This window comes from Cupriavidus sp. IDO, from assembly GCF_000812465.1.
GTDB lineage: Bacteria > Pseudomonadota > Gammaproteobacteria > Burkholderiales > Burkholderiaceae > Cupriavidus.
The window spans coordinates 16,299-33,935 of sequence record NZ_JWMA01000013.1 but is presented as its reverse complement, the minus strand read 5'-3'; the positions used below and the strand labels follow the sequence as shown (position 1 = coordinate 33,935).

Here is a 17,637-nt window from a genome sequence, read left to right as displayed (position 1 = left end):
TTGGTGCCGCGGGCACTCGCCATCCCTTGCTTGACTTCACGATGCCGGAGAGCTGCGCACCGCTGTGGAATATGAGCCGGCGAGGGGACGAATGCGGTCCGCAGGCGTACGGATCGGGACATTTATTCCATTGCAGTCAGATTGCCCGGAGCGGGCAGGGGAAAACCCGGGAGTGCGCATCCGCTGAAATTGGCGTGGCTTTAAGTGCACTCTTGTGCGGAATTTGCCTTGTCCACCCGCTGACCTATATTGGCAAAGGCAAGTGATCCTCTACCGTCCCGTGGCCTGGGCGCCAAGCGCTGGGCAAGGTCGGAGTCACTGATATCAACCTGTCCTGAGCGGTGAGATGCAGTCATGAGCGTCACGCACGATCCGAAGTCCAATCACCTTCTCGCTGCGCTGCCGGCCGTCGACTGGGAGCGCCTCGCACCACACCTGACCCTGGTGGAGTTGCCGCTGGCCCATGTCGTGTACGAGTCAGGAGATCAGCAGGGCTACGTCTATTTCCCGACCGATTCGATCATTTCGCTGCTGTACGTGATGGAAGACGGGGCCTCCGCCGAGATTGCAATCGTGGGCAATGAGGGGATGGTCGGGATTGCCATTTTCATGGGGGGCGAGACGACCCCGAGCCGCGCCATCGTGCAGAGCGCCGGACATGGTTATCGCCTGAGTGCAACGATCCTGAAGCAGGAGTTTGTGCGGGGCGGAGCTCTGCAGCGCCTGTTGCTGCGCTATACCCAGGCGCTCATTACCCAGATGGCGCAAACCGCGGTATGCAACCGCCATCACTCCATCGATCAGCAACTGTGCCGATGGCTGCTGCTCAGCATCGACCGACTGCCCTCCAACGACCTGACGATGACGCAGGAACTCATTGCCAACATGCTCGGGGTGCGGCGCTCCGGCGTGACCGAGGCCGCCTTGAAACTCCAGGCCGCGGGCCTGATCCGCTACAGCCATGGGCATATTGCTGTACTCGACCGGGTGGGGCTGGAAAACCGCGTATGCGAATGCTACGCGGTCGTGAAGCGGGAGTTTGATCGCTTGTTGCCTGACCTGTCGGCGACTTGAGGCGCAAAGCTGGGGCACCTGGCACGCCGCTCTGCCTGCAAGCTGCCGCCATTACGAAATGGTGTATGTATTGCGCGCGCCCGACGTGTACATATTTTTTGCCAGCAGCAATATGCGTTCGCGATGACGGTCGAATGTAGCTAGAAAGGCCGCTTCTTCGGAAGCCACCTCCTGACTCAGGCGCAGAAGGATATTGTCAGAGACCTGGAATGCGACCTCGCGGGCGTTGTCGTAGCCCCAGAAGCATACGCAGTGCCGCGCCGCATCATAGCTCCGGCTGGGATTGGGGAAATTCAGTGCCATGGTGGACTCCTTTGATCCAGTGATGGCACGCCGGGCGCCCTTGACTACAGGCATCGGCACAGCGGTGCCAGCCCCAGTATGCGCCGGTTTCCTGATCCGAAGCCGGCTTCGACCATTGCGCCGTCCCTGACCGGCCGCCTGTCAGTACGCGCAATCGAATAGCGCACCGTATACCCGATGGCAACTGCGGGCGCGACGGGACCGTACTTTTACTCCCCCTTCGATCGAAACCTGATGGTCACCGACAGGGACACGTTGTAGCATGACCGTCCCCTTTTCTGATGGGTTCTAGTTATTCGATCCTAGTACCCGAAGAGCGCCACGCGCAGGAGCGCGGCGGCCGAAGAGAAGTCGCCACCAGGAAGTGGATGTCCCTGCTCCTACTTCTCCAGTCGGGCAAGGGCTGACTAACAGGGCATCGACGGCCCCTCTTGCTGTGCGCAGGATTGTGCCATCGTCGTAGTCGCCGGGGGCGTCGATGGTTTCACGTGGCAGATCGGCAGGGTAGATGACAGAAAGAATTTCATGAATTGCATTTTCGCTGTCAAACGGGCCAAGCCGGTAGATGCACGCCGTCGGATCAACCTCCGCAAAGTACCAATTACGGGGGTCGTCATGAAAAATGACGATGACGGTAATGGGATAATCTGTTGGCATTTTCCTCGCCTTTTCAAGAAGGCTGCTACGATACCCGGAAACCCCGGAAGAAATCACTTCAAATCGGCATAAACGCCCAGTCAAAGAGACTGATAATTCACACGATTTAATCCGGTCCTATTAATCCGGCAGGAAAATAACGGAGTGTTGTAGACGAGAATGGTACGCGGATTTCCCGTGCGTTCAATCGGCAGCGAGCACTGCATCGAATTTATATATAGTTCACCCTTGAGCCGGGCGCCGTCCGCCAGCGCACAGTCCGTGATATTTATTTTAATTCTGGTCAGATCCGGTCAGAAGGCCCAGTGCACGCGACTCTCCTCCTTGCGCACATGCCTTCCCTTCTTCTCACCATATTGCTGACCTATATTTCGATAGTGATCTTCTGCCATCCTGCGGTGTTGCCCACGCCGGGATCAATGTGACGAGTACGTGATCCGTTCTGTTCCGGGAGTTGTGACATGAGCGTCGATAACGATCCGAGGCCGCACGGCAGTTCGGCGTCTGAGAATGGTATTGGCGCTTCCAACCGATACCTGTGGACTCGATTCTGGGCCATTGCGAAGCCGTACTGGTTCTCCCGGGATAAATGGACGGCAGTTGGCTTGCTTGTTCTGTTGATACTGTTGCTGTTGGGGCAAACCGAAACCAATGTACTGTTCAACGAGCAATCCGGGGAATTTACATCGGCATTGGCGGCCAAGGATGCTGATCGCTTCTGGATCTCCATCGCGAAGTGCGTCTACATTCTGATCCTGGCGGTGCCGATCTATGCATTTTACTATTATGTGAGAAATAAACTCGGCATTCGCTGGAGGCGCTGGCTGACCAACCACTATCTGGACGGGTATTTCAAGGACAGGATTTTCTACAAACTCAATTCAGATGCCACGATAGACAATCCGGATCAGCGGATGACGGAGGACATCAGTACGTTTACGCACCAGTCTCTATATTTTCTGTTGGTTAGCATTAGTGCACTGCTGCAACTCATTGCGTTCAGCAACGTCCTGTGGTCGATCTCCAGGTCGCTTGTCCTCTTTCTTGTTCTCTACGCCGTCGCTGGCACCTCGATATCGATATATTTCTTCGGGCGAGTCCTGATTGGTCTGAATTTTTATCAGTTAAAGCGGGAGGCAGATTTTCGATTCAGCCTGATCCGGGTTCGTGAGAACGCTGAGTCTATTGCGTTCTATCGGGGTGAAGCTCAGGAGTCTTTTCATGTGAGGGGGCGTTTTGAACAGGCTTTCCGCAACTTCAACAAACTCATCAACTGGCAACTGAATCTGAATTTATTTCAGTATGGCTATGGCTTCCTGACCATCATGCTGCCCAGCGCCATTGTCGCTTCGCGCGTTCTTTCGGGCGAGCTCGAAGTCGGTCGTGCGATCCAGGCTGCCGGCGCGTTTGCGGCCATACTGAGCGCATTGGCCGTGATCGTTGACAACTTTGAAAACCTGAGCCGATTTGTGGCGGGGCTCGATCGGCTGGACACATTCTCCAACTCCCTGGCCAGAAAGGTAGAAGCAGCCCCGAATGCAGGGGGCAGGATCGAAGCCATGCAGGACTCCCGCCTGGCGCTGGAACATGTCACCTTGCAGACGCCGAATCATGAGAGGACGCTGGTCAGGGACCTGACGGTGTCGATCAACCCGGGAGAGGGCCTGCTCATTGTCGGTGCCAGCGGAGGTGGGAAGAGTTCTCTGATGCGCGCGATCGCGGGCCTGTGGAGCTGCGGCACGGGATGCATCATGCGCCCCAAGCCGGACGAAATGTTGTTTTTGCCGCAACACCCTTACATGGTGGTCGGCAGCCTGCGCAACCAGCTGCTATATCCCAACAACAATGATAGGGAGATATCCGACGAGGAACTCCTGCTGCTGTTGGAGATGGTCAACCTGCCGGATATCGTCGGCAGATTTGGCGGGCTGGACGCGGAGCTGGATTGGGGAAAAGTGCTATCCGTCGGGGAGCAGCAGCGACTCACGATCGGACGTGTGCTGCTCGCAAAGCCGCGCTATGCCATGCTGGATGAGGCCACCAGCGCCTTGGATATTGGCAACGAGGAAGGTCTGTACTTGCAGCTGGCCGGCATGCCGACGACGCTTGTCAGCGTTAGCCATCGACCCACACTCCTTAAATATCACCACCAGGTTCTGGAGCTGCCCGGGGACGGGAGATGGCAACTGCATCCGACCAGAGACTACCGCTTTGACTGGTAGTGCCTCCCAAGAATCCGCTTCATCCGGCCAGGGCAAGCTGCGACGCGCAGACCCTGCAGACCGTACCACATGCCGCCTTGCCGCGCCGCCAGTCATCCAATGTGGTGTTGACCGCTACCGTACAGACGTCTCCGTGTCGTATGTGACAAAGTGGCACTACCCCTGCGAAAAGCCATGGGCACCTCGCATGGCATGTCCGCGCGGACAGATTCACATCGCGCCTGCAGTTCATGCAGGGGAATAGTTCAAGGAGCGCATTATGAATAACATCATCTGGCTTGTCGGGGCCGTCGTCATCGTTTTGTTCGTGCTTGGATACTTTGGATTGAGATAGAGCTTTCTGGAGCTCGGACAGATCTCTGAGGCTTATCGACGCCGAAACTGTTGCGAAGGAGCCGGCGATGCACTTCGGCTTGCTTAGTCTCCCCTGGTGGGGTTACCCGCTTGTGACGCTGGGCTTGACCCACGTCACCATCGCGTCGGTCACGATTTTCCTGCACCGTCACCAGGCCCACCGCGCCCTCGATCTGCATCCCATCGCCAGCCATTTCCTGCGCTTCTGGCTGTGGCTGACCACCGGTATGGTGACCAGGGAGTGGGTGGCGATCCATCGCAAGCACCACGCCAAGTGCGAAACCCCGGAAGACCCGCACAGCCCGCAGTTCTACGGCATCTGGCGAGTGCTGTTGGAAGGTGCCGAACTCTATCGCAGTGAGGCCAGGAACGCTGCAACGCTGGAGAGGTATGGGCACGGCACCCCCGATGACTGGATTGAGCGCAATCTTTATGCGAAGCACGTCGGGCTAGGGATTGGCTTCATGCTGGCGATCGACCTGGTGCTGTTCGGCCCGATCGGACTGAGCATCTGGGCCGTACAGATGCTGTGGGTTCCGTTCTTCGCCGCGGGCGTGATCAACGGCATCGGCCACTACTGGGGCTACCGCACGTACGCGCCAAATGACACTTCCACGAATATCGTGCCGTGGGGCATTCTGATCGGCGGCGAGGAACTGCATAACAACCATCATGCCTATGTCAGCTCAGCCAGGCTGTCCAGCAAGTGGTGGGAACTTGACCTTGGTTGGGTGTACATCCGCTTGCTGGTGACGCTGCGTCTTGCCAGGGTACGCAGGGTGGCGCCAAAGATCCGCTTCAATCCGGCCAGGACAGGCTGCGACGCGCAGACCCTGCAGGCCATCTCCACGCACCGCTACCACGTACTGGCCAAGTTCGCCAGCACCCTGCGGAAAACCGCACTGGGGGAAATCCGCACCCTGCGGGCGCGTGCCCTACCGGGTCTGAATGAGGCCAAGGCGAAGGAAGCGCTCAAGCACTGGCTACAAAGGGAGGCGGGCGCCCTACCGGCGCGTGAGCGCGCAGTCCTGCACCAGGCCCTGCATGCCAGTGCGTTGCTGCGCACCGTCTACGCGATGCGCCAGGACCTCACCGCGTTGTGGAGCCGCTCTGCCATCCCGGAGGAGCAACTGATCAAGCAGCTGGAAGACTGGTGCCGGCGCGCCGACCAAAGCGGAATCCGTGCGTTGCAGGAGTTTTCCGGGAAGCTCCGCTGCTATGCCTGACTATTGGGAGACATGAAATGACGTTGGGAACAATACTATTGATCGTGCTCATCTTACTGCTGATCGGCGCGTTTCCAGCCTGGCCGCACAGCCGGGGGTGGGGCTATGGTCCGAGCGGTGGTCTTGGGCTGGTGCTGGTAATCCTGCTCGTACTGTTGCTGATGGGCAAGATATAGCGCGATGTGCCGCGGTTGTGCCTGGTGGGGTGCGGCTGAGTGGGCCCTGCCGTGACGCAGTTGCCTGGCCGGACTTGGCCGGACTCCAAGGATGCCCGCAGTTGACGGAGACAGCCTTGTTTCATGAATGGATTCAGTGGTGCGTCAGGCTGGGCAGGGTGGCGGGATGGCTGGCGATCTTGCTCGCCCTCGCTGGCGGATGCAGTGTGCTGCCAACCATTGTTCCGGATATGGGGAGCGGTCCCGCCAAGCCTGTGCAGCTAGGGGGCGCGCACGGTCCCCTTTCGCCCCAGCAAAGCAAGGAGATTCTCAGTCGACTCAGTAACCACAGCGATGAAACCAATATCTTCGATCGGCATCTGGCACTCGAAGCGGCCATCGTCGGCAGCCCGTTGGTGGTGGGAAACAAGGTGCTTCTGCTGCAGGACGGTCCAGCCACGTTTCAGGCCATGTTTGCCGCCATCCGCAGTGCGAAAGACCATATCAACATGGAAACCTACATCATCGAGGACGATGCCGTAGGAAATCGCTTTGCGGATGCGCTCATCGAGAAGCAGGCCCAGGGCGTGCAGGTGAATCTTATCTACGACAGCGTGGGGGCAATTAACTCACCCAAAGAGTATTTCAAGCGCCTTTCCGACAGCGGCATCAAGGTGCTGGAGTTCAATCCGGTCAACCCGCTGTCTGCAAAGAAAGGCTGGGAGGTCAATCAACGCGATCACCGCAAACTGTTGATTGTGGATGGTCAGATCGCCTTCCTTGGCGGGATCAATATCAGCAGTGTCTACTCAAGTGGATCGTTCAGGCCTAGATCCAGGCCTCGGCCCGATGGAAGCCCTGCCTGGCGCGATACCCACGTGAGAGTGGAAGGCCCGGTGGTCCGCGAATTCCAGAAGCTGTTTATGGCAACGTGGGCAAAGCAAAAGGGTGAACCGCTCGCGCCGAAGAACTATTACCCTCAACTCGGCAACATAGGAAAGGAGGTCGTGCGCGCCATCGGCAGTTCGCCTGACGAGCCCTACAGCCTCATCTACGCGACCCTGCTCTCGGCAATCGGCAGCGCGGTAACGAGCGTATATCTGACCAACGCGTATTTCGTTCCCGATCCGCAGCTGCTGGCCGCGCTCAAGGATGCCGCAGTTCGCGGTGTCGATGTCAGACTCATCCTCCCGAGCAAGACCGATTCCTGGCTGGTGTTCTTCGCCGGACGCTCCTTTTACGAGGAGCTGTTGCGCTCCGGTGTAAAGATCTACGAACGGCGCGATGTGCTGTTGCATTCGAAGACAGCGGTTATCGACGGTGTCTGGTCCACCGTCGGATCGACCAACCTCGACTGGCGGAGTTTCCTATACAACGACGAGGTCAACGCCGTTGTCCTGGGACAGGAGTTCGGCGCGCAGATGCAGGCCATGTTCGAGGTGGATCTCGCCGCGTCCAATCCCATCACGCTTGAACAATGGAACGACCGTTCGATCGGCATGCGCATGAAGGAAATGATCGCGCGCGTGTGGGCCTACTGGTTGTAGATTGCTGAATGCAACGCTGGCCTGTTCCGCGGCGCATATCTGGACGGCACACTCAATCGCCGCTATCTCATCTTGACTGCACCCAGAAGCCGGCTCGACGACGATCCCATTGCGTGCCTGGTATCCCGGAAGATTGGAGCGGCAGCCCCCGTTCTGCACCGATGTGACACCGGTTCTCGCGTAGTCATGTGTGCAGGCTGTGCTCGGTCTGTGGGAGTTGTCCGACGCGCGTTTCGGAATTTGGATTCTGACGCCAGGCATGCAAGTGATGTAGTCTCTTTGCAGGGCCTTCGCAAAATCGCCGCTGGAAATACCAGTAGGCAACGCGGAGAAGTCCTGCTACTGATAGGGAGTGCGACATGATGACTAAATGGCTATTCGCTGCCTTGTTTGGGATGATGGCTGTCGCGCCGGGAGGGGCTGTACTGGCACTAACTGCGCCTGCCGCGGGTTCGAAGGCAGACTACGACGCCACAGTGAAGCAGGCCGACGCTGACTACAAAGCCGCCAGCGCCAAATGCGGCGGCATGAAGGCCAACGCCAAGGACGTTTGCAAGGCGGAGGCCAAGCGCGATCGGGATGTCGCGAAGGCGAACGCCGAAGCCATGCGCGACGGCACCGCCCAGGCCCGGGCAAAGGCGCACAAGGTCAAGGCCGATCGAGACTACGACGTGGCTAAGGAAATGTGCGACGACAGGAAGGGCAACGACAAGGACGTTTGTGTGAAGGAAGCCAAGGTCGCCCACGAGAAGGCGCTTGGAGCGGTCAAGGTCGAGAAGGCCGCCGACACCGGCACCAGCAAAGATGTCGCCGAGGCTCGCCGCGACGCCAAGAAGGACACCATGGACGCCAAGTACAAGGCCGACAAGGAGAAATGCGATGCCTTGTCTGGCGATGCCAAGGACAAGTGCACGGCTGACGTGAAGGCCAAGTACGGCAAGTGATCGGGCAGGGCTGGCGCCAGCATGCAAGCGCCGTCGCTCCGCGAACAGCCGGGGCCGACATCATGGTTCTGATGTTGGCCCCTTTGGCTAGAACACGCCAAGGAGTATGCGGGCGCAACAAGGGATGTGTTCACGGATGCCAGCAGCATCAAGGGGCCGCGCGATCCCTATACCGATGGCGGCAAGGCGGGTACGTTCGATCCATACACCGATGGCACGCGGCTAAGGTCATCAGGAGTCCAGGGGCTCGTAGCCGCTTCGCAATCCAATTGCGACACAACCTGCCGACGAGCCCGCGATCCTATCCAAAAAACCCTCCGCATTTTCGGCATGTTAGGTGGGCTGAAAAATAACCGCCCGCAGGCGGTTCTGGCGTTCGTGGTCATCGTGGTCGATGCTGGACCGGCACGATCGGCCAGAGCATTGCCATGATTACTCCCTTGAACGCAGCTTTGAAGGTGTCGGCCTTTGGAAAGCCTTGGAAGACTCTCGCGTATCCAAGGCCGAACCACGTGCCCGTTGCGACGGAGACGAGCGAGCTAGGCTCAAGGACGTATCCCAGCAAATGGTTCAGCCCACCGTGGACCACGAATACGGCGATGAGGGCACGAATGTATGGCATGTTCTTCTTCCTGGCAGTTTGGAAAATTCTCGGCAAGCCCGAATGAGGCGTTTTCCTTGTTGCGCAGACGACTCGCCTATGTTTGGCCTTATACATCTCGTAATATCTGCCCAAGTCCTCAAAGGCGAACGTAGTGCTCGAAACGCGTCTGACGCTTTGCAATTGGCCACCGAGGTTGTCTGCCAAGAATGCTCAGGAAGGGCCCAGCATGGAACATGCATAAAGTTTAGGTAGACAAAGCTACAAAATTGATGTGCATACTCTGGCGCATCGAGGCGTGATGGTGGCGGCCTGCGCCGCCGGCGGTGTGGCTTTTGCGACTCCTTGTATGATCTTGCGGTGGGGACACCGCTGGCGTGGTTCGCAGCGAGACGATGCGGCGTGTCTATCCCCGCGTCCTGCAAGTTGCTGCCTTCATGCCGATGAGCCTCGCGCGTCACGCTAACGCGTGACCCACTGCCACTTGGAGCGCGTGCATGGCGATGCGGCGAAAACGGCGACGAAAAACTGGGCCGGTGGCGACGTGGATGAGTAGTCCGCCGGCGATTTGGGTGGGCCCGTTTGCCCTCGACGGTGCGCACCCTATTTGCCCCGGGGGCAACAGAGCATCAACACCAAAATTCGACCTCTCAGCAGGCCTGGTATCGGCTCATCATTGGTCGGTTCAGCGATGTGCGCTCGTCATGGCGGGGCGCTCCCACAGGCATTAAAGTGAGCTTAGGTTGCCCATTGAGGGAGTGGTGCGGCCACCGCGACCGAAACATTGCCAACGATCTGGTAGTGGCGAGGAAAATCATGATTGAATCAACTGCTCCGAAGGCTCTGGCTTCCGTTTCAGGCAATATCCCCATGACCCGTACGCCGAAGACGGCTCGTTACGCAACATGGTTTGCGGTACTGCTGTGTTCAGCTTATCCATATCCCGCCTTTTCGCAATCGATTCATATACAGATTCTAGGCATTCGAAGCAGCATAGGCATGGTGGCCTGCACTCTCTTTGAATCGCCAGTCGGATTCCCTGCAGACTATCTGCATTCAGCGAGGAATATCATGTCAGTAAGGGTTAAGAATAATCAGGCGCAATGCAATTTTGAAGGAATCCCCCCAGGAACGTATGCCATAGCGGTCGCACATGATGAGAATATGAACGGTAAGCTGGATACAAATGGGCTTGGAATTCCTACCGAAGGATATGGTTTTTCAAACGATGCAGTAGGATGGCTCGGCGCACCGCCGTTTTCCGCCGCCAGCTTCTCCTACGATGGGGGTGACTTGAGTTTTACGATTAGATTGCATTACTGAACACGATTTGTGATAATAATACCTTCTATGCAATTGCTTTTGTCGATTACTGCCTTCCGGCCCCCTCAAAAGTTCGGCCATCCCAATTGACGCCAGTTAGTCAGATCCAAAAAATCCCTCTGCCGAGACTGATTACAGCAACTGGACCATATAATTAGAATTGGTTCTGACCGGATATTCACCAGAAAGCGGGCGAGGTCGCATTCGTGATTCCGCTGAGCACTACTTTTTTATCCACTGACCTTCAGGAGTCTTGACGAAGGATCCAGGCGCCGCCTTCTCTATGGCTTTCTGTCCTGCGAGGATCGCCACTTGCTCCAGGGTGGCACCGTTCTTCTTGGCAATGGCGTCGTACGCCGCGCGGCGCTTCGCATTGATATCCGCGGCAAGTTCCACTGCGTCCGGGGTCGCCTTGACAACACCCAGATAACCATCTGGTTGCTCCCCTACGAGCCCCTGTGACTTGGCATTATCCAGGCCCAATGCCATGGCCAGCGTACTGCAAGACAGCAGTAGCACTGCCATCAATCGTGTCGCCATTTTCATGGTTGGCTCCTAGAACAATGTGCGGTCTTCACTGATGAGTTTATCGACATCCTTTTCTACCTTGAGGCGAATCTCATGATCAATCTTCACATTCAGATTGATGGTGATCGGGTCTTTGGGGGCCTCGAGGGCGATCCGAGGCGTGCAGGCAGCCAGAGGCAGTAAAGCGACAAGTAAAACGGGTTTCATGGCGTGTCCCCCACGTCATCGCGGCGCGAGCCTTCTGCAGGCATCCGGTTCAGTACTCGCCGGGAGATATCATCCCCAATGCGCAAGCTGCGCAATAGTTCGAACACGTTCTCCCGGTGCGTGTAGTTTAGTACGATTGGCAAGCTGGTCTTCTGCGGGTTCTGGCCTTTGATGGTGACCGCGGCGTCCAGCCAGCCGTCCGGTTTCATATTCAGACGCGCCTCGAGTTCGTTAATCGCCAGATTGCTCAGGGCATCAAGCGCCAGTTCCACTGCGCGATTGGATTGGCCCATCGCGGTGACCCCGGCAGATGGCAAGACCTTGAGTGATAATGGGCCCTCGTTGCTCACGTGACCCGCCCGCAAGGCCAGGGAGTCCTTTGTCAGTTGTAGCGGCAGATTGCCGCCCACGCGGCCAGCGAGTTGAACGGTCGGGTTCGGATCGCTTTGCAGCGCGGCCACCTCTGCGAGGTTGATGCGACTGATGGTCACGGCCTGAAACTGAGAGGACGGCCATTGCAAGGTGGCGGCGTGCATATGGCCTCCTAGCACGTCGGCGGAAACATCGACGGCGTGCCAGGTGGTCAAGTCAGATTGGACCGTCATGCGGATATTGCGCACCAGGGTGCCCACATCCAGTTTGGCGAGCATGATCGGGCCGATGCTTGTGAGCGTTACGCCATTTCTGTGCAGCTCAATATGCGCTGCCCCATTGCCACCCGTGGCCAGAACGCCTCCCCAGTCCAGCGCCAGCCCGGACACGAATATGTCGCCTTGCAGCCGCCAGTCATCCTGCCACTGCCAGTGGCCTTGGCCATTGAGCATGCCTTGCTTCAAGGTGAAGCCGAGGCTGCGGCTCATGGATGCAGACAGCGGTGTCCTGATTTCCATCATGCCTTTCGCTCCGGTGTTCCTTCCGCGGCCAGCCAGCTCTGCGGTGAAGGTCAGCTCGGATTGCCAGGCCGGCATACGCAGCGTGGCCCTGCCTTGCTGCCCGGCGACGGCGATTTTCCCAGTGACGGCAGGCAGTGCCCAGCGCGTCGCAACGACGCCCTCCGCCTTGACCTCCAGATTGCCGAATACACTCTGGGGCCCGACGCGCAGAGGCGTTGTGGCGACCACGGCGATGGGCTTGATCAATGTCGTTCCGACCAGCCCGTCGGCTATCGTGGCGCGACTGCCAATGCCCAGGTACCACTGCCCGTCCTTGCCAAACCAGGATGCGACGAGCTTCAGGCCCCCGCCCCGTGCATAGAAGGGGAGCCGCAAGTTGCCATCAATCGTACCTTCCCAGCGCCCTCGCACAAAGTTGGCACTGAGCGCTCCCGTGAGTGGGGAATTGCCATAGTTACCATTGAACTCCGCGCGTGTGATCCAGCCCGGCGCCTGGAAGTCGAGCACCGGCACGCGCACCGCCAGTAACAGATCTGGCCCCCTGACCGTGAGGCTGGCTGGCTCGCCCGCCAGGCCGGAGGCATCGATGCGGCCTTGCCAAGACCCGGTCAGGTTGTATCCGGCGGTTTTGCCTGCCAGGTCAATCCGTCCTTGCCAGTTCCACTTGGCTTGCTGCCAGGCTAACCGGCTGTCGACGGTTTTCATTTCCATATCGTGATACTGAAGCTCGGCCGAGATTGCGCTTTCACCGGCCAATGCCAGCGGCAGTGTCAAAGGCCGAGGCCAGCGCAGCAGAAGCCCCCCGGGAAGTTGTATCGACGCCGGCAACAGTTCCAAGCCTTGCTGATTCCAGCGAATAGGCACTCTGCCAGCTAGCGAGGGCCCGGCCAGTGTCAGCATGCCCTGGCCGCGTGCTACGCCGGTGCCCTCGGTATCCAGGGTCAGCACTATGGTGCCTTGCGGGCCTGCCGCTCGCAGGTCCAGGCGCAGGGACTCCACCCCCTCCAGATTGCCGCTGGCCCGTAGCACTTGCCGGGCTTCCAGGCTCCAGTCGCCGCCGAGTGTCAACGGTGCCCCCAGTTCGGCATTCAATTGCCATTTTTTGGCGGCGAGGCTGGCCTCGAGCCTCATGTCGGACCGTTGAGACTGACCGCGATGACCCAGCTGTTGCCCCTGTGCCTGCAAATCGCCGTCCAGTCGGCTGGCTTGCCACAACCCATGGGCCGTGAAGGTCAGCGCGCCCAGGAGCCTGGGCGCGATGTCAGCCGCCTGAATCTGGCCCTGCGCGCTCCAGCGCCCGGAAATGCGGTCATAGGTAGCGGTCGCATTGCTGTGCTGATACTTTCCCCATACCTGCCAGCGCTGATCGCGCTGGCGGACGGTGACTGCTATCGGCGGCAAGCCGGGAATGGAAAGTGCATCGATGATGAGATCGAATGACGGCGTCCATGGGGGAGGCAGTGTCTCGCCGCCAGCTTGGCAGTTGGCCAGGCTCACGCTCGCTACGGCAATCGTCACGGGCCGCCAGCCGGTGATCCGCAATCGTTCGCCGCGTGCCTGCACGCAGCCGTTTTGTAGCCTTTGCCAATGCGCCAGTTCCAGCCCGCTCTGCCAACCGAGCCCCTGGACACGTACACCCAGCGCAAATGCCGTGATCACCACCGCCAACAACATCCACACTGGCAGCAGCGCCAGGATGATCAGCCAGACATCGTTGCGACGCAAGAATGCAAGCGTTGGCGAATGTTGCCGGGAGAGGAGCATGTCGCAGCCCGTCTACGTTATTGAGCTGACACTGTGATTCTTCCCTTGCCTTGGCGAACAGGCCTATGTTCCCACGTCGCCAGGAAGTGGCTCAGGATCGATCGCATTTTCGGTTCTGATCGTGGCCAGACATGCCTCAACCATACTCTGAACCGAAGTGGCATAGTGATTGGCGCGCGATTGCGCTCTGGAGCGTTTCGCTCCAATGATCCGTATCACCTCTTGGCCAGAGGCCGACGACGATCGACGCATCCGGGAAACGCTGCTGCACGCGCCGGACAAGATAGCGCAAGTGGGACGGGATGCCTTCAATGTTCAAATAAAAAATACACACAATCGTCGGCGCGGTGACCACCATACCTTGCATCCCGGCGCGCGAGGCAGCGTCATGAGGGACAACCCTGCAATCCAGATCGTGCTTTCCGAGGAGCTGGACGAGAATGGTCGACGCCAGTTCGTCAAGCGGGCCCCTTCCCGCGATGCAAAGGACGTGGCCGTCGGCGCGTCTCGCCGGTAGCGTTTCGATACCCGGCAAGGGGGGCAGGGACCAGGCTGGTGCGAATCCTGCTCAGCGATGTACGGTGCCAACGTAGCCGTGTGGTCATCAGGCCCGCCTGGATTCGGTTCAATGTTGGCAAAGCTGTCCAGACCTTCGACAAGATCGTTCACCGTAGTTTCTATTCGCGCCAGTTGTGCGGCTGTTACCACGCCGCGCAACACGTCGCTGGCCGCAAGCTGCAATCCCTTGATGGCGACCTCATCGTAGTACGAGGAGAGTGACCGGTCGCGCAGCAGAACTTCGGCTTGTTCGAGTATCTCATCCGGATCGCCTGCCAGCGCTCGCTGGTAAAAGTTCTCAACTGGCGTGAGCGTCGGCTGATCACCCAGAAGAACGTCGAGGATTTCGAGTCCCCCGATATGCCGGCCGAGGACTACCAGGCAGAGCGTCAGCGGGGTGGACAGGATAAGCCCGACCGGGCCCCATAGCCAGCTCCAGAAGATCGCGGCAACCACAACGGAGAACGGGGAAATGCCGGTGCTATGGCCATATAGCATCGGCTCGATGACCTGACCGGCCAGCAGTTCGACGATCACGAAAAGCGCCAGTGACCAGATCGCCAACGACCATTCAGGACTGACTGCTGCGGCAAGGGCGGTTGCCAGAACGGCGACAATCCAGATTCCCACATAGGGCACCAGGCGCAACAGTGCGGCCAACATGCCCCACAGCACCGGACTTGGTATGCCAATCAGGAAGAGCCCGGTCCCGATAGCAACGCCCACGCCAGCATTGACAGCGAATTGCGAAAGGAAGTACCGGCTGAGGCGCCGCGCAGCGTCATGCATCGCCGTGGTGGTCCGGTGCAAATCGCCCGACCCGAACAGCCGGATAGCCCGATCCCTGAGGTCATCGCGCTGTAGCAGGATGAAGATGGTCACGATGAATACGATAAAGGCGGTCTCAAGCGGCCTGACGACAGGGGAGAGCACTTGCTGTGCCAGATGAAAGGCGCTCGGAGCCGGCTCGATCACCTCGACCGGAAGCGCTGCGGGGGGCTGTGCCTGCGATGAGGCAGAGCGGGGCTCGCGAGCTACTTGTGGCAAATCAACGGTTGCCTGCTGAAGCGCCCTGCCAGCGGTGCCCGCCATACTGCTGAGCTTTCCAATTGTCAGACGATGCACGGTGTTGATTTTCTGCTCGATGGTGGCCTGATAGCGAGGCATGTCGACCGCAAGCGCCGTTATCTGGGCGGCGATCACGCCGCCTAGCAAGACCAATACCGAGACCGAAATTGTCACGGCGACCAGAACCGAGACGATCCGGCCGAGCTTGATACGACAAAGGAAACTGACCAGTGGCGTTACCAGGACACTGAGGAAGATCGCGAGCGTGATGGGGATCAGAACGTCTCGCCCAACATAGAGCCCGGCGACAACGGTCACGGCGATGGCGAGGCTGACCAGGCCATGCAGGCTGGGGGACTCGGAAAATTTCAGATGCGCCGCTTGCCTCGCGGGGCGCGGTTCAGCCGGTTCAGGCATGATCACGGGCTCGCAGAAAATCTGCCACGCCGCATGTCACCCTGCCCGCAGGCACGCGTCAGAATGATGCGTGCAGGCGACCAGGTCGGGACGGGTCAGGGAGACGATGCGGATGTGGCCTCGTGGCCCGGTGCGGGTGATAGTCCGCTGCGAAACTGTTCAGGACGCGTTGCGCAAGCCGCGATCAGCGATCCAGTTCCCGCTCGTGCCGGCCTGCCTTCCAGTACGGGGGCGCGCCATAGTACTCGTGGATACTGGTGGCCCATTGCGGATCCGCCATGCTCGGCCAATGGTTCTGATCAAAGCCTGGCGCGGCTTCCAGCCGCTCCTTGTCGATGCCCAGCACAAAGCTCTTGCGCACGGTGTCGAGCGTCAGCGCCGACCAGGGCACGGCGAACAGTTTGGTTCCTACGCCCAGAAAACCTCCGAATGACAGCACCGCATAGGCAATTTGCCCGCGGGGAACATCCAGCATGATGTGATTGATCTTGCCAAGCTTGTCGCCACCTGGGCCGAGAACCAGATTGCCCTCGAGCGTGTCGGCAGCCATGATGACGGGGCCGGGTCCGGAGTTGTCAGGCTCGCTGTTGCCGACGATGGCAGCGCGCGGTTCGCTGCTGCGATGGTCTAATTCATTGATGCTCATGGTGTGACTCCAGGTTAGCCCATCGGACCGGCGTCGAGCGCTGGCCTGGGCAATTTGTCAATGCGCACGGGTTTTGCCCTTGCGTTGCGCGCCCGGCTCGGCGCCGGAAGGCTGGCTTTTACTGCCGACGGCCAGCTTCCAGTCTGTCTCGTCGCGCGGGGTACTGACCTGTCGTTCCGCGTACATGGCGGCGCCCGGCGAGATGGGATCGCTCGCCGGGAATGTCATCTCCAGCGAGGCGTCCACGGCGGCCTGATAGGTATCGCCTTCCTCGGGACTAGGCTGTGACGCGCAGCCATGGGGCTCGGACTTGCGGTGCTGTGCGGAGGTAATGACCCTGTGCATGATTGCTCCTGTGTTGGTGTGAACCGGCCGGCCACGGCCACCGGCGCACGTCGGCGAGGTACGGGCGCAGCCTCTCCGGCCGACAGCGGCGCGCCAGGAACCAGCCAACCTGTCAGGACTTGTGGACGCCCAGATGGTTCTCCACTGACGTCACCCCGGACACGCCCTTGGCCACCTCGGTTGCCATATGCCGTTCCTTCGTGGTTGGAACGCTGCCGGTCAGGCGTACCACGCCTTGGCGCGTGCGTACGTGGATGTGCGCCGAACTCAGATCCTTCTGATCAAGCAGGCTGGCCTTGACCTTGGTTGTGATCGCCGTATCAGACATGCCCTCGCTGACCGTCTCATGTGTGGGGTTGGGGTTCGTGGGCGAGGCAGGCGGTGCATTGCCTTGCCCTTGGCCAAGGGGAGCGTAGAAGCCAGCTGCGAGCGCGAGTAACGCTGCGCCGGTGGTGAAGCTGATGGAGCGGGTGGATCTCATTTGAGCTACCTCGATTCGGACGAAATCAGTGTTTGCAGGCGCGGAGTGTCCCCGGGGTATGCGAGCCGCCCTGAACAGGCAGCCGCGCGCCGTGGCATCACGAAGGAAGCATTCCTTTATCACGCAGCCCCGAGGGACCAAGGCTGACACCAATCCATGCTGAAGTCGGTACGCTGGCGGACAAGTAGGCACTTCACAAGCGCGTCGGGAGCTCGCTGGAGATAGCGGACCGGTGCTCGAAATGTTTACGCATATCCGGCGCCGCGCCAGACTGACTGCACGGGAACACCGCATCACGGTACGGAACCGTACCGACAGCGGACA

The 17,637-nt window shown here is 59.3% G+C and carries 17 protein-coding genes; 7 read left to right on the top strand and 10 right to left on the bottom strand.

Annotated features, from left to right (window positions below):
• Window positions 1-354: 354 nt before the first annotated feature.
• A complete protein-coding gene (locus RM96_RS04695) occupies window positions 355-1,074 on the top strand; it encodes a Crp/Fnr family transcriptional regulator (protein ID WP_039008235.1) in 720 nt (239 codons plus the stop codon).
• A 51-nt stretch (window positions 1,075-1,125) separates the two neighbouring features.
• Here the strand turns inward: RM96_RS04695 and RM96_RS04690 are convergent, their stop codons facing one another.
• Window positions 1,126-1,377 carry a DUF1488 domain-containing protein gene (locus tag RM96_RS04690; RefSeq protein ID WP_039008233.1) on the bottom strand — a complete coding sequence of 84 codons (252 nt, stop codon included), beginning with the start codon at window positions 1,375-1,377 and terminating at the stop codon, window positions 1,126-1,128.
• Between the two features lie 288 nt (window positions 1,378-1,665).
• Window positions 1,666-2,034 carry a hypothetical protein gene (locus tag RM96_RS38470; protein ID WP_152624039.1) on the bottom strand — a complete coding sequence of 123 codons (369 nt, stop codon included), beginning with the start codon at window positions 2,032-2,034 and terminating at the stop codon, window positions 1,666-1,668.
• A 461-nt stretch (window positions 2,035-2,495) separates the two neighbouring features.
• On the opposite strand from RM96_RS38470, the gene RM96_RS04685 reads away from it, so the two are divergent.
• The 5 genes from RM96_RS04685 (at window position 2,496) to RM96_RS04665 (ending at window position 8,482) form a co-directional block, all read left to right on the top strand.
• Window positions 2,496-4,256, top strand: coding sequence for an ABC transporter ATP-binding protein/permease (locus tag RM96_RS04685; protein WP_039008231.1), 1,761 nt, complete (start codon window positions 2,496-2,498; stop codon window positions 4,254-4,256).
• A gap of 401 nt (window positions 4,257-4,657) precedes the next feature.
• Window positions 4,658-5,836 (top strand): DesA family fatty acid desaturase, encoded by a 1,179-nt coding sequence (locus RM96_RS04680; RefSeq protein WP_039008229.1) that lies wholly within the window; start codon window positions 4,658-4,660, stop codon window positions 5,834-5,836.
• Window positions 5,837-5,853: 17 nt separating this feature from the next.
• Entirely contained in the window at window positions 5,854-6,012 is a 159-nt protein-coding gene (locus RM96_RS36775) for a DUF3309 family protein (protein ID WP_039008227.1), read from the top strand.
• A gap of 116 nt (window positions 6,013-6,128) precedes the next feature.
• Complete coding sequence (cls, locus tag RM96_RS04670; RefSeq protein WP_238587092.1) at window positions 6,129-7,538, top strand: cardiolipin synthase; 1,410 nt, start codon at window positions 6,129-6,131, stop codon at window positions 7,536-7,538.
• Between the two features lie 359 nt (window positions 7,539-7,897).
• On the top strand, window positions 7,898-8,482 hold the full coding sequence (locus tag RM96_RS04665; protein ID WP_039008225.1) for a hypothetical protein: 585 nt from the start codon (window positions 7,898-7,900) through the stop codon (window positions 8,480-8,482).
• A gap of 382 nt (window positions 8,483-8,864) precedes the next feature.
• Here the strand turns inward: RM96_RS04665 and RM96_RS04660 are convergent, their stop codons facing one another.
• Window positions 8,865-9,104 (bottom strand): hypothetical protein, encoded by a 240-nt coding sequence (locus RM96_RS04660; RefSeq protein ID WP_039008222.1) that lies wholly within the window; start codon window positions 9,102-9,104, stop codon window positions 8,865-8,867.
• A gap of 795 nt (window positions 9,105-9,899) precedes the next feature.
• On the opposite strand from RM96_RS04660, the gene RM96_RS36770 reads away from it, so the two are divergent.
• Complete coding sequence (locus tag RM96_RS36770; RefSeq protein ID WP_238587090.1) at window positions 9,900-10,406, top strand: DUF2141 domain-containing protein; 507 nt, start codon at window positions 9,900-9,902, stop codon at window positions 10,404-10,406.
• Window positions 10,407-10,628: 222 nt separating this feature from the next.
• Here RM96_RS36770 and RM96_RS04655 read toward each other — a convergent pair whose 3' ends face one another.
• The 7 genes from RM96_RS04655 to RM96_RS39260 form a co-directional block, all read right to left on the bottom strand.
• Complete coding sequence (locus RM96_RS04655; protein WP_039008220.1) at window positions 10,629-10,952, bottom strand: YdbL family protein; 324 nt, start codon at window positions 10,950-10,952, stop codon at window positions 10,629-10,631.
• 9 nt (window positions 10,953-10,961) lie between these two features.
• Window positions 10,962-11,141 carry a YnbE family lipoprotein gene (locus RM96_RS04650; RefSeq protein ID WP_039008218.1) on the bottom strand — a complete coding sequence of 60 codons (180 nt, stop codon included), beginning with the start codon at window positions 11,139-11,141 and terminating at the stop codon, window positions 10,962-10,964.
• Complete coding sequence (locus tag RM96_RS04645) at window positions 11,138-13,798, bottom strand: YdbH domain-containing protein (RefSeq protein WP_039008217.1); 2,661 nt, start codon at window positions 13,796-13,798, stop codon at window positions 11,138-11,140. The genes RM96_RS04650 and RM96_RS04645 overlap by 4 nt, the downstream gene beginning before the upstream one ends.
• Before the next feature lie 315 nt (window positions 13,799-14,113).
• Complete coding sequence (locus RM96_RS04640) at window positions 14,114-15,841, bottom strand: AI-2E family transporter (protein ID WP_238587089.1); 1,728 nt, start codon at window positions 15,839-15,841, stop codon at window positions 14,114-14,116.
• Window positions 15,842-16,025: 184 nt separating this feature from the next.
• On the bottom strand, window positions 16,026-16,487 hold the full coding sequence (locus RM96_RS04635; protein WP_039008214.1) for a PRC-barrel domain-containing protein: 462 nt from the start codon (window positions 16,485-16,487) through the stop codon (window positions 16,026-16,028).
• Between the two features lie 57 nt (window positions 16,488-16,544).
• A complete protein-coding gene (locus RM96_RS04630) occupies window positions 16,545-16,832 on the bottom strand; it encodes a hypothetical protein (RefSeq protein ID WP_193752391.1) in 288 nt (95 codons plus the stop codon).
• 112 nt (window positions 16,833-16,944) lie between these two features.
• Window positions 16,945-17,313 carry a BON domain-containing protein gene (locus RM96_RS39260; protein ID WP_193752390.1) on the bottom strand — a complete coding sequence of 123 codons (369 nt, stop codon included), beginning with the start codon at window positions 17,311-17,313 and terminating at the stop codon, window positions 16,945-16,947.
• Window positions 17,314-17,637: the final 324 nt, after the last annotated feature.

Coding starts and splice junctions, on each gene's coding strand:
- RM96_RS04695 (WP_039008235.1), top strand. CDS start 355: ATGAGCGTCACGCACGATCCGAAGTCCAATCACCTTCTCGCTGCGCTG.
- RM96_RS04690 (WP_039008233.1), bottom strand. CDS start 1,377: ATGGCACTGAATTTCCCCAATCCCAGCCGGAGCTATGATGCGGCGCGG.
- RM96_RS38470 (WP_152624039.1), bottom strand. CDS start 2,034: ATGCCAACAGATTATCCCATTACCGTCATCGTCATTTTTCATGACGAC.
- RM96_RS04685 (WP_039008231.1), top strand. CDS start 2,496: ATGAGCGTCGATAACGATCCGAGGCCGCACGGCAGTTCGGCGTCTGAG.
- RM96_RS04680 (WP_039008229.1), top strand. CDS start 4,658: ATGCACTTCGGCTTGCTTAGTCTCCCCTGGTGGGGTTACCCGCTTGTG.
- RM96_RS36775 (WP_039008227.1), top strand. CDS start 5,854: ATGACGTTGGGAACAATACTATTGATCGTGCTCATCTTACTGCTGATC.
- RM96_RS04665 (WP_039008225.1), top strand. CDS start 7,898: ATGATGACTAAATGGCTATTCGCTGCCTTGTTTGGGATGATGGCTGTC.
- RM96_RS04660 (WP_039008222.1), bottom strand. CDS start 9,104: ATGCCATACATTCGTGCCCTCATCGCCGTATTCGTGGTCCACGGTGGG.
- RM96_RS36770 (WP_238587090.1), top strand. CDS start 9,900: ATGATTGAATCAACTGCTCCGAAGGCTCTGGCTTCCGTTTCAGGCAAT.
- RM96_RS04655 (WP_039008220.1), bottom strand. CDS start 10,952: ATGAAAATGGCGACACGATTGATGGCAGTGCTACTGCTGTCTTGCAGT.
- RM96_RS04650 (WP_039008218.1), bottom strand. CDS start 11,141: ATGAAACCCGTTTTACTTGTCGCTTTACTGCCTCTGGCTGCCTGCACG.
- RM96_RS04645 (WP_039008217.1), bottom strand. CDS start 13,798: ATGCTCCTCTCCCGGCAACATTCGCCAACGCTTGCATTCTTGCGTCGC.
- RM96_RS04640 (WP_238587089.1), bottom strand. CDS start 15,841: ATGCCTGAACCGGCTGAACCGCGCCCCGCGAGGCAAGCGGCGCATCTG.
- RM96_RS04635 (WP_039008214.1), bottom strand. CDS start 16,487: ATGAGCATCAATGAATTAGACCATCGCAGCAGCGAACCGCGCGCTGCC.
- RM96_RS04630 (WP_193752391.1), bottom strand. CDS start 16,832: ATGCACAGGGTCATTACCTCCGCACAGCACCGCAAGTCCGAGCCCCAT.
- RM96_RS39260 (WP_193752390.1), bottom strand. CDS start 17,313: ATGAGATCCACCCGCTCCATCAGCTTCACCACCGGCGCAGCGTTACTC.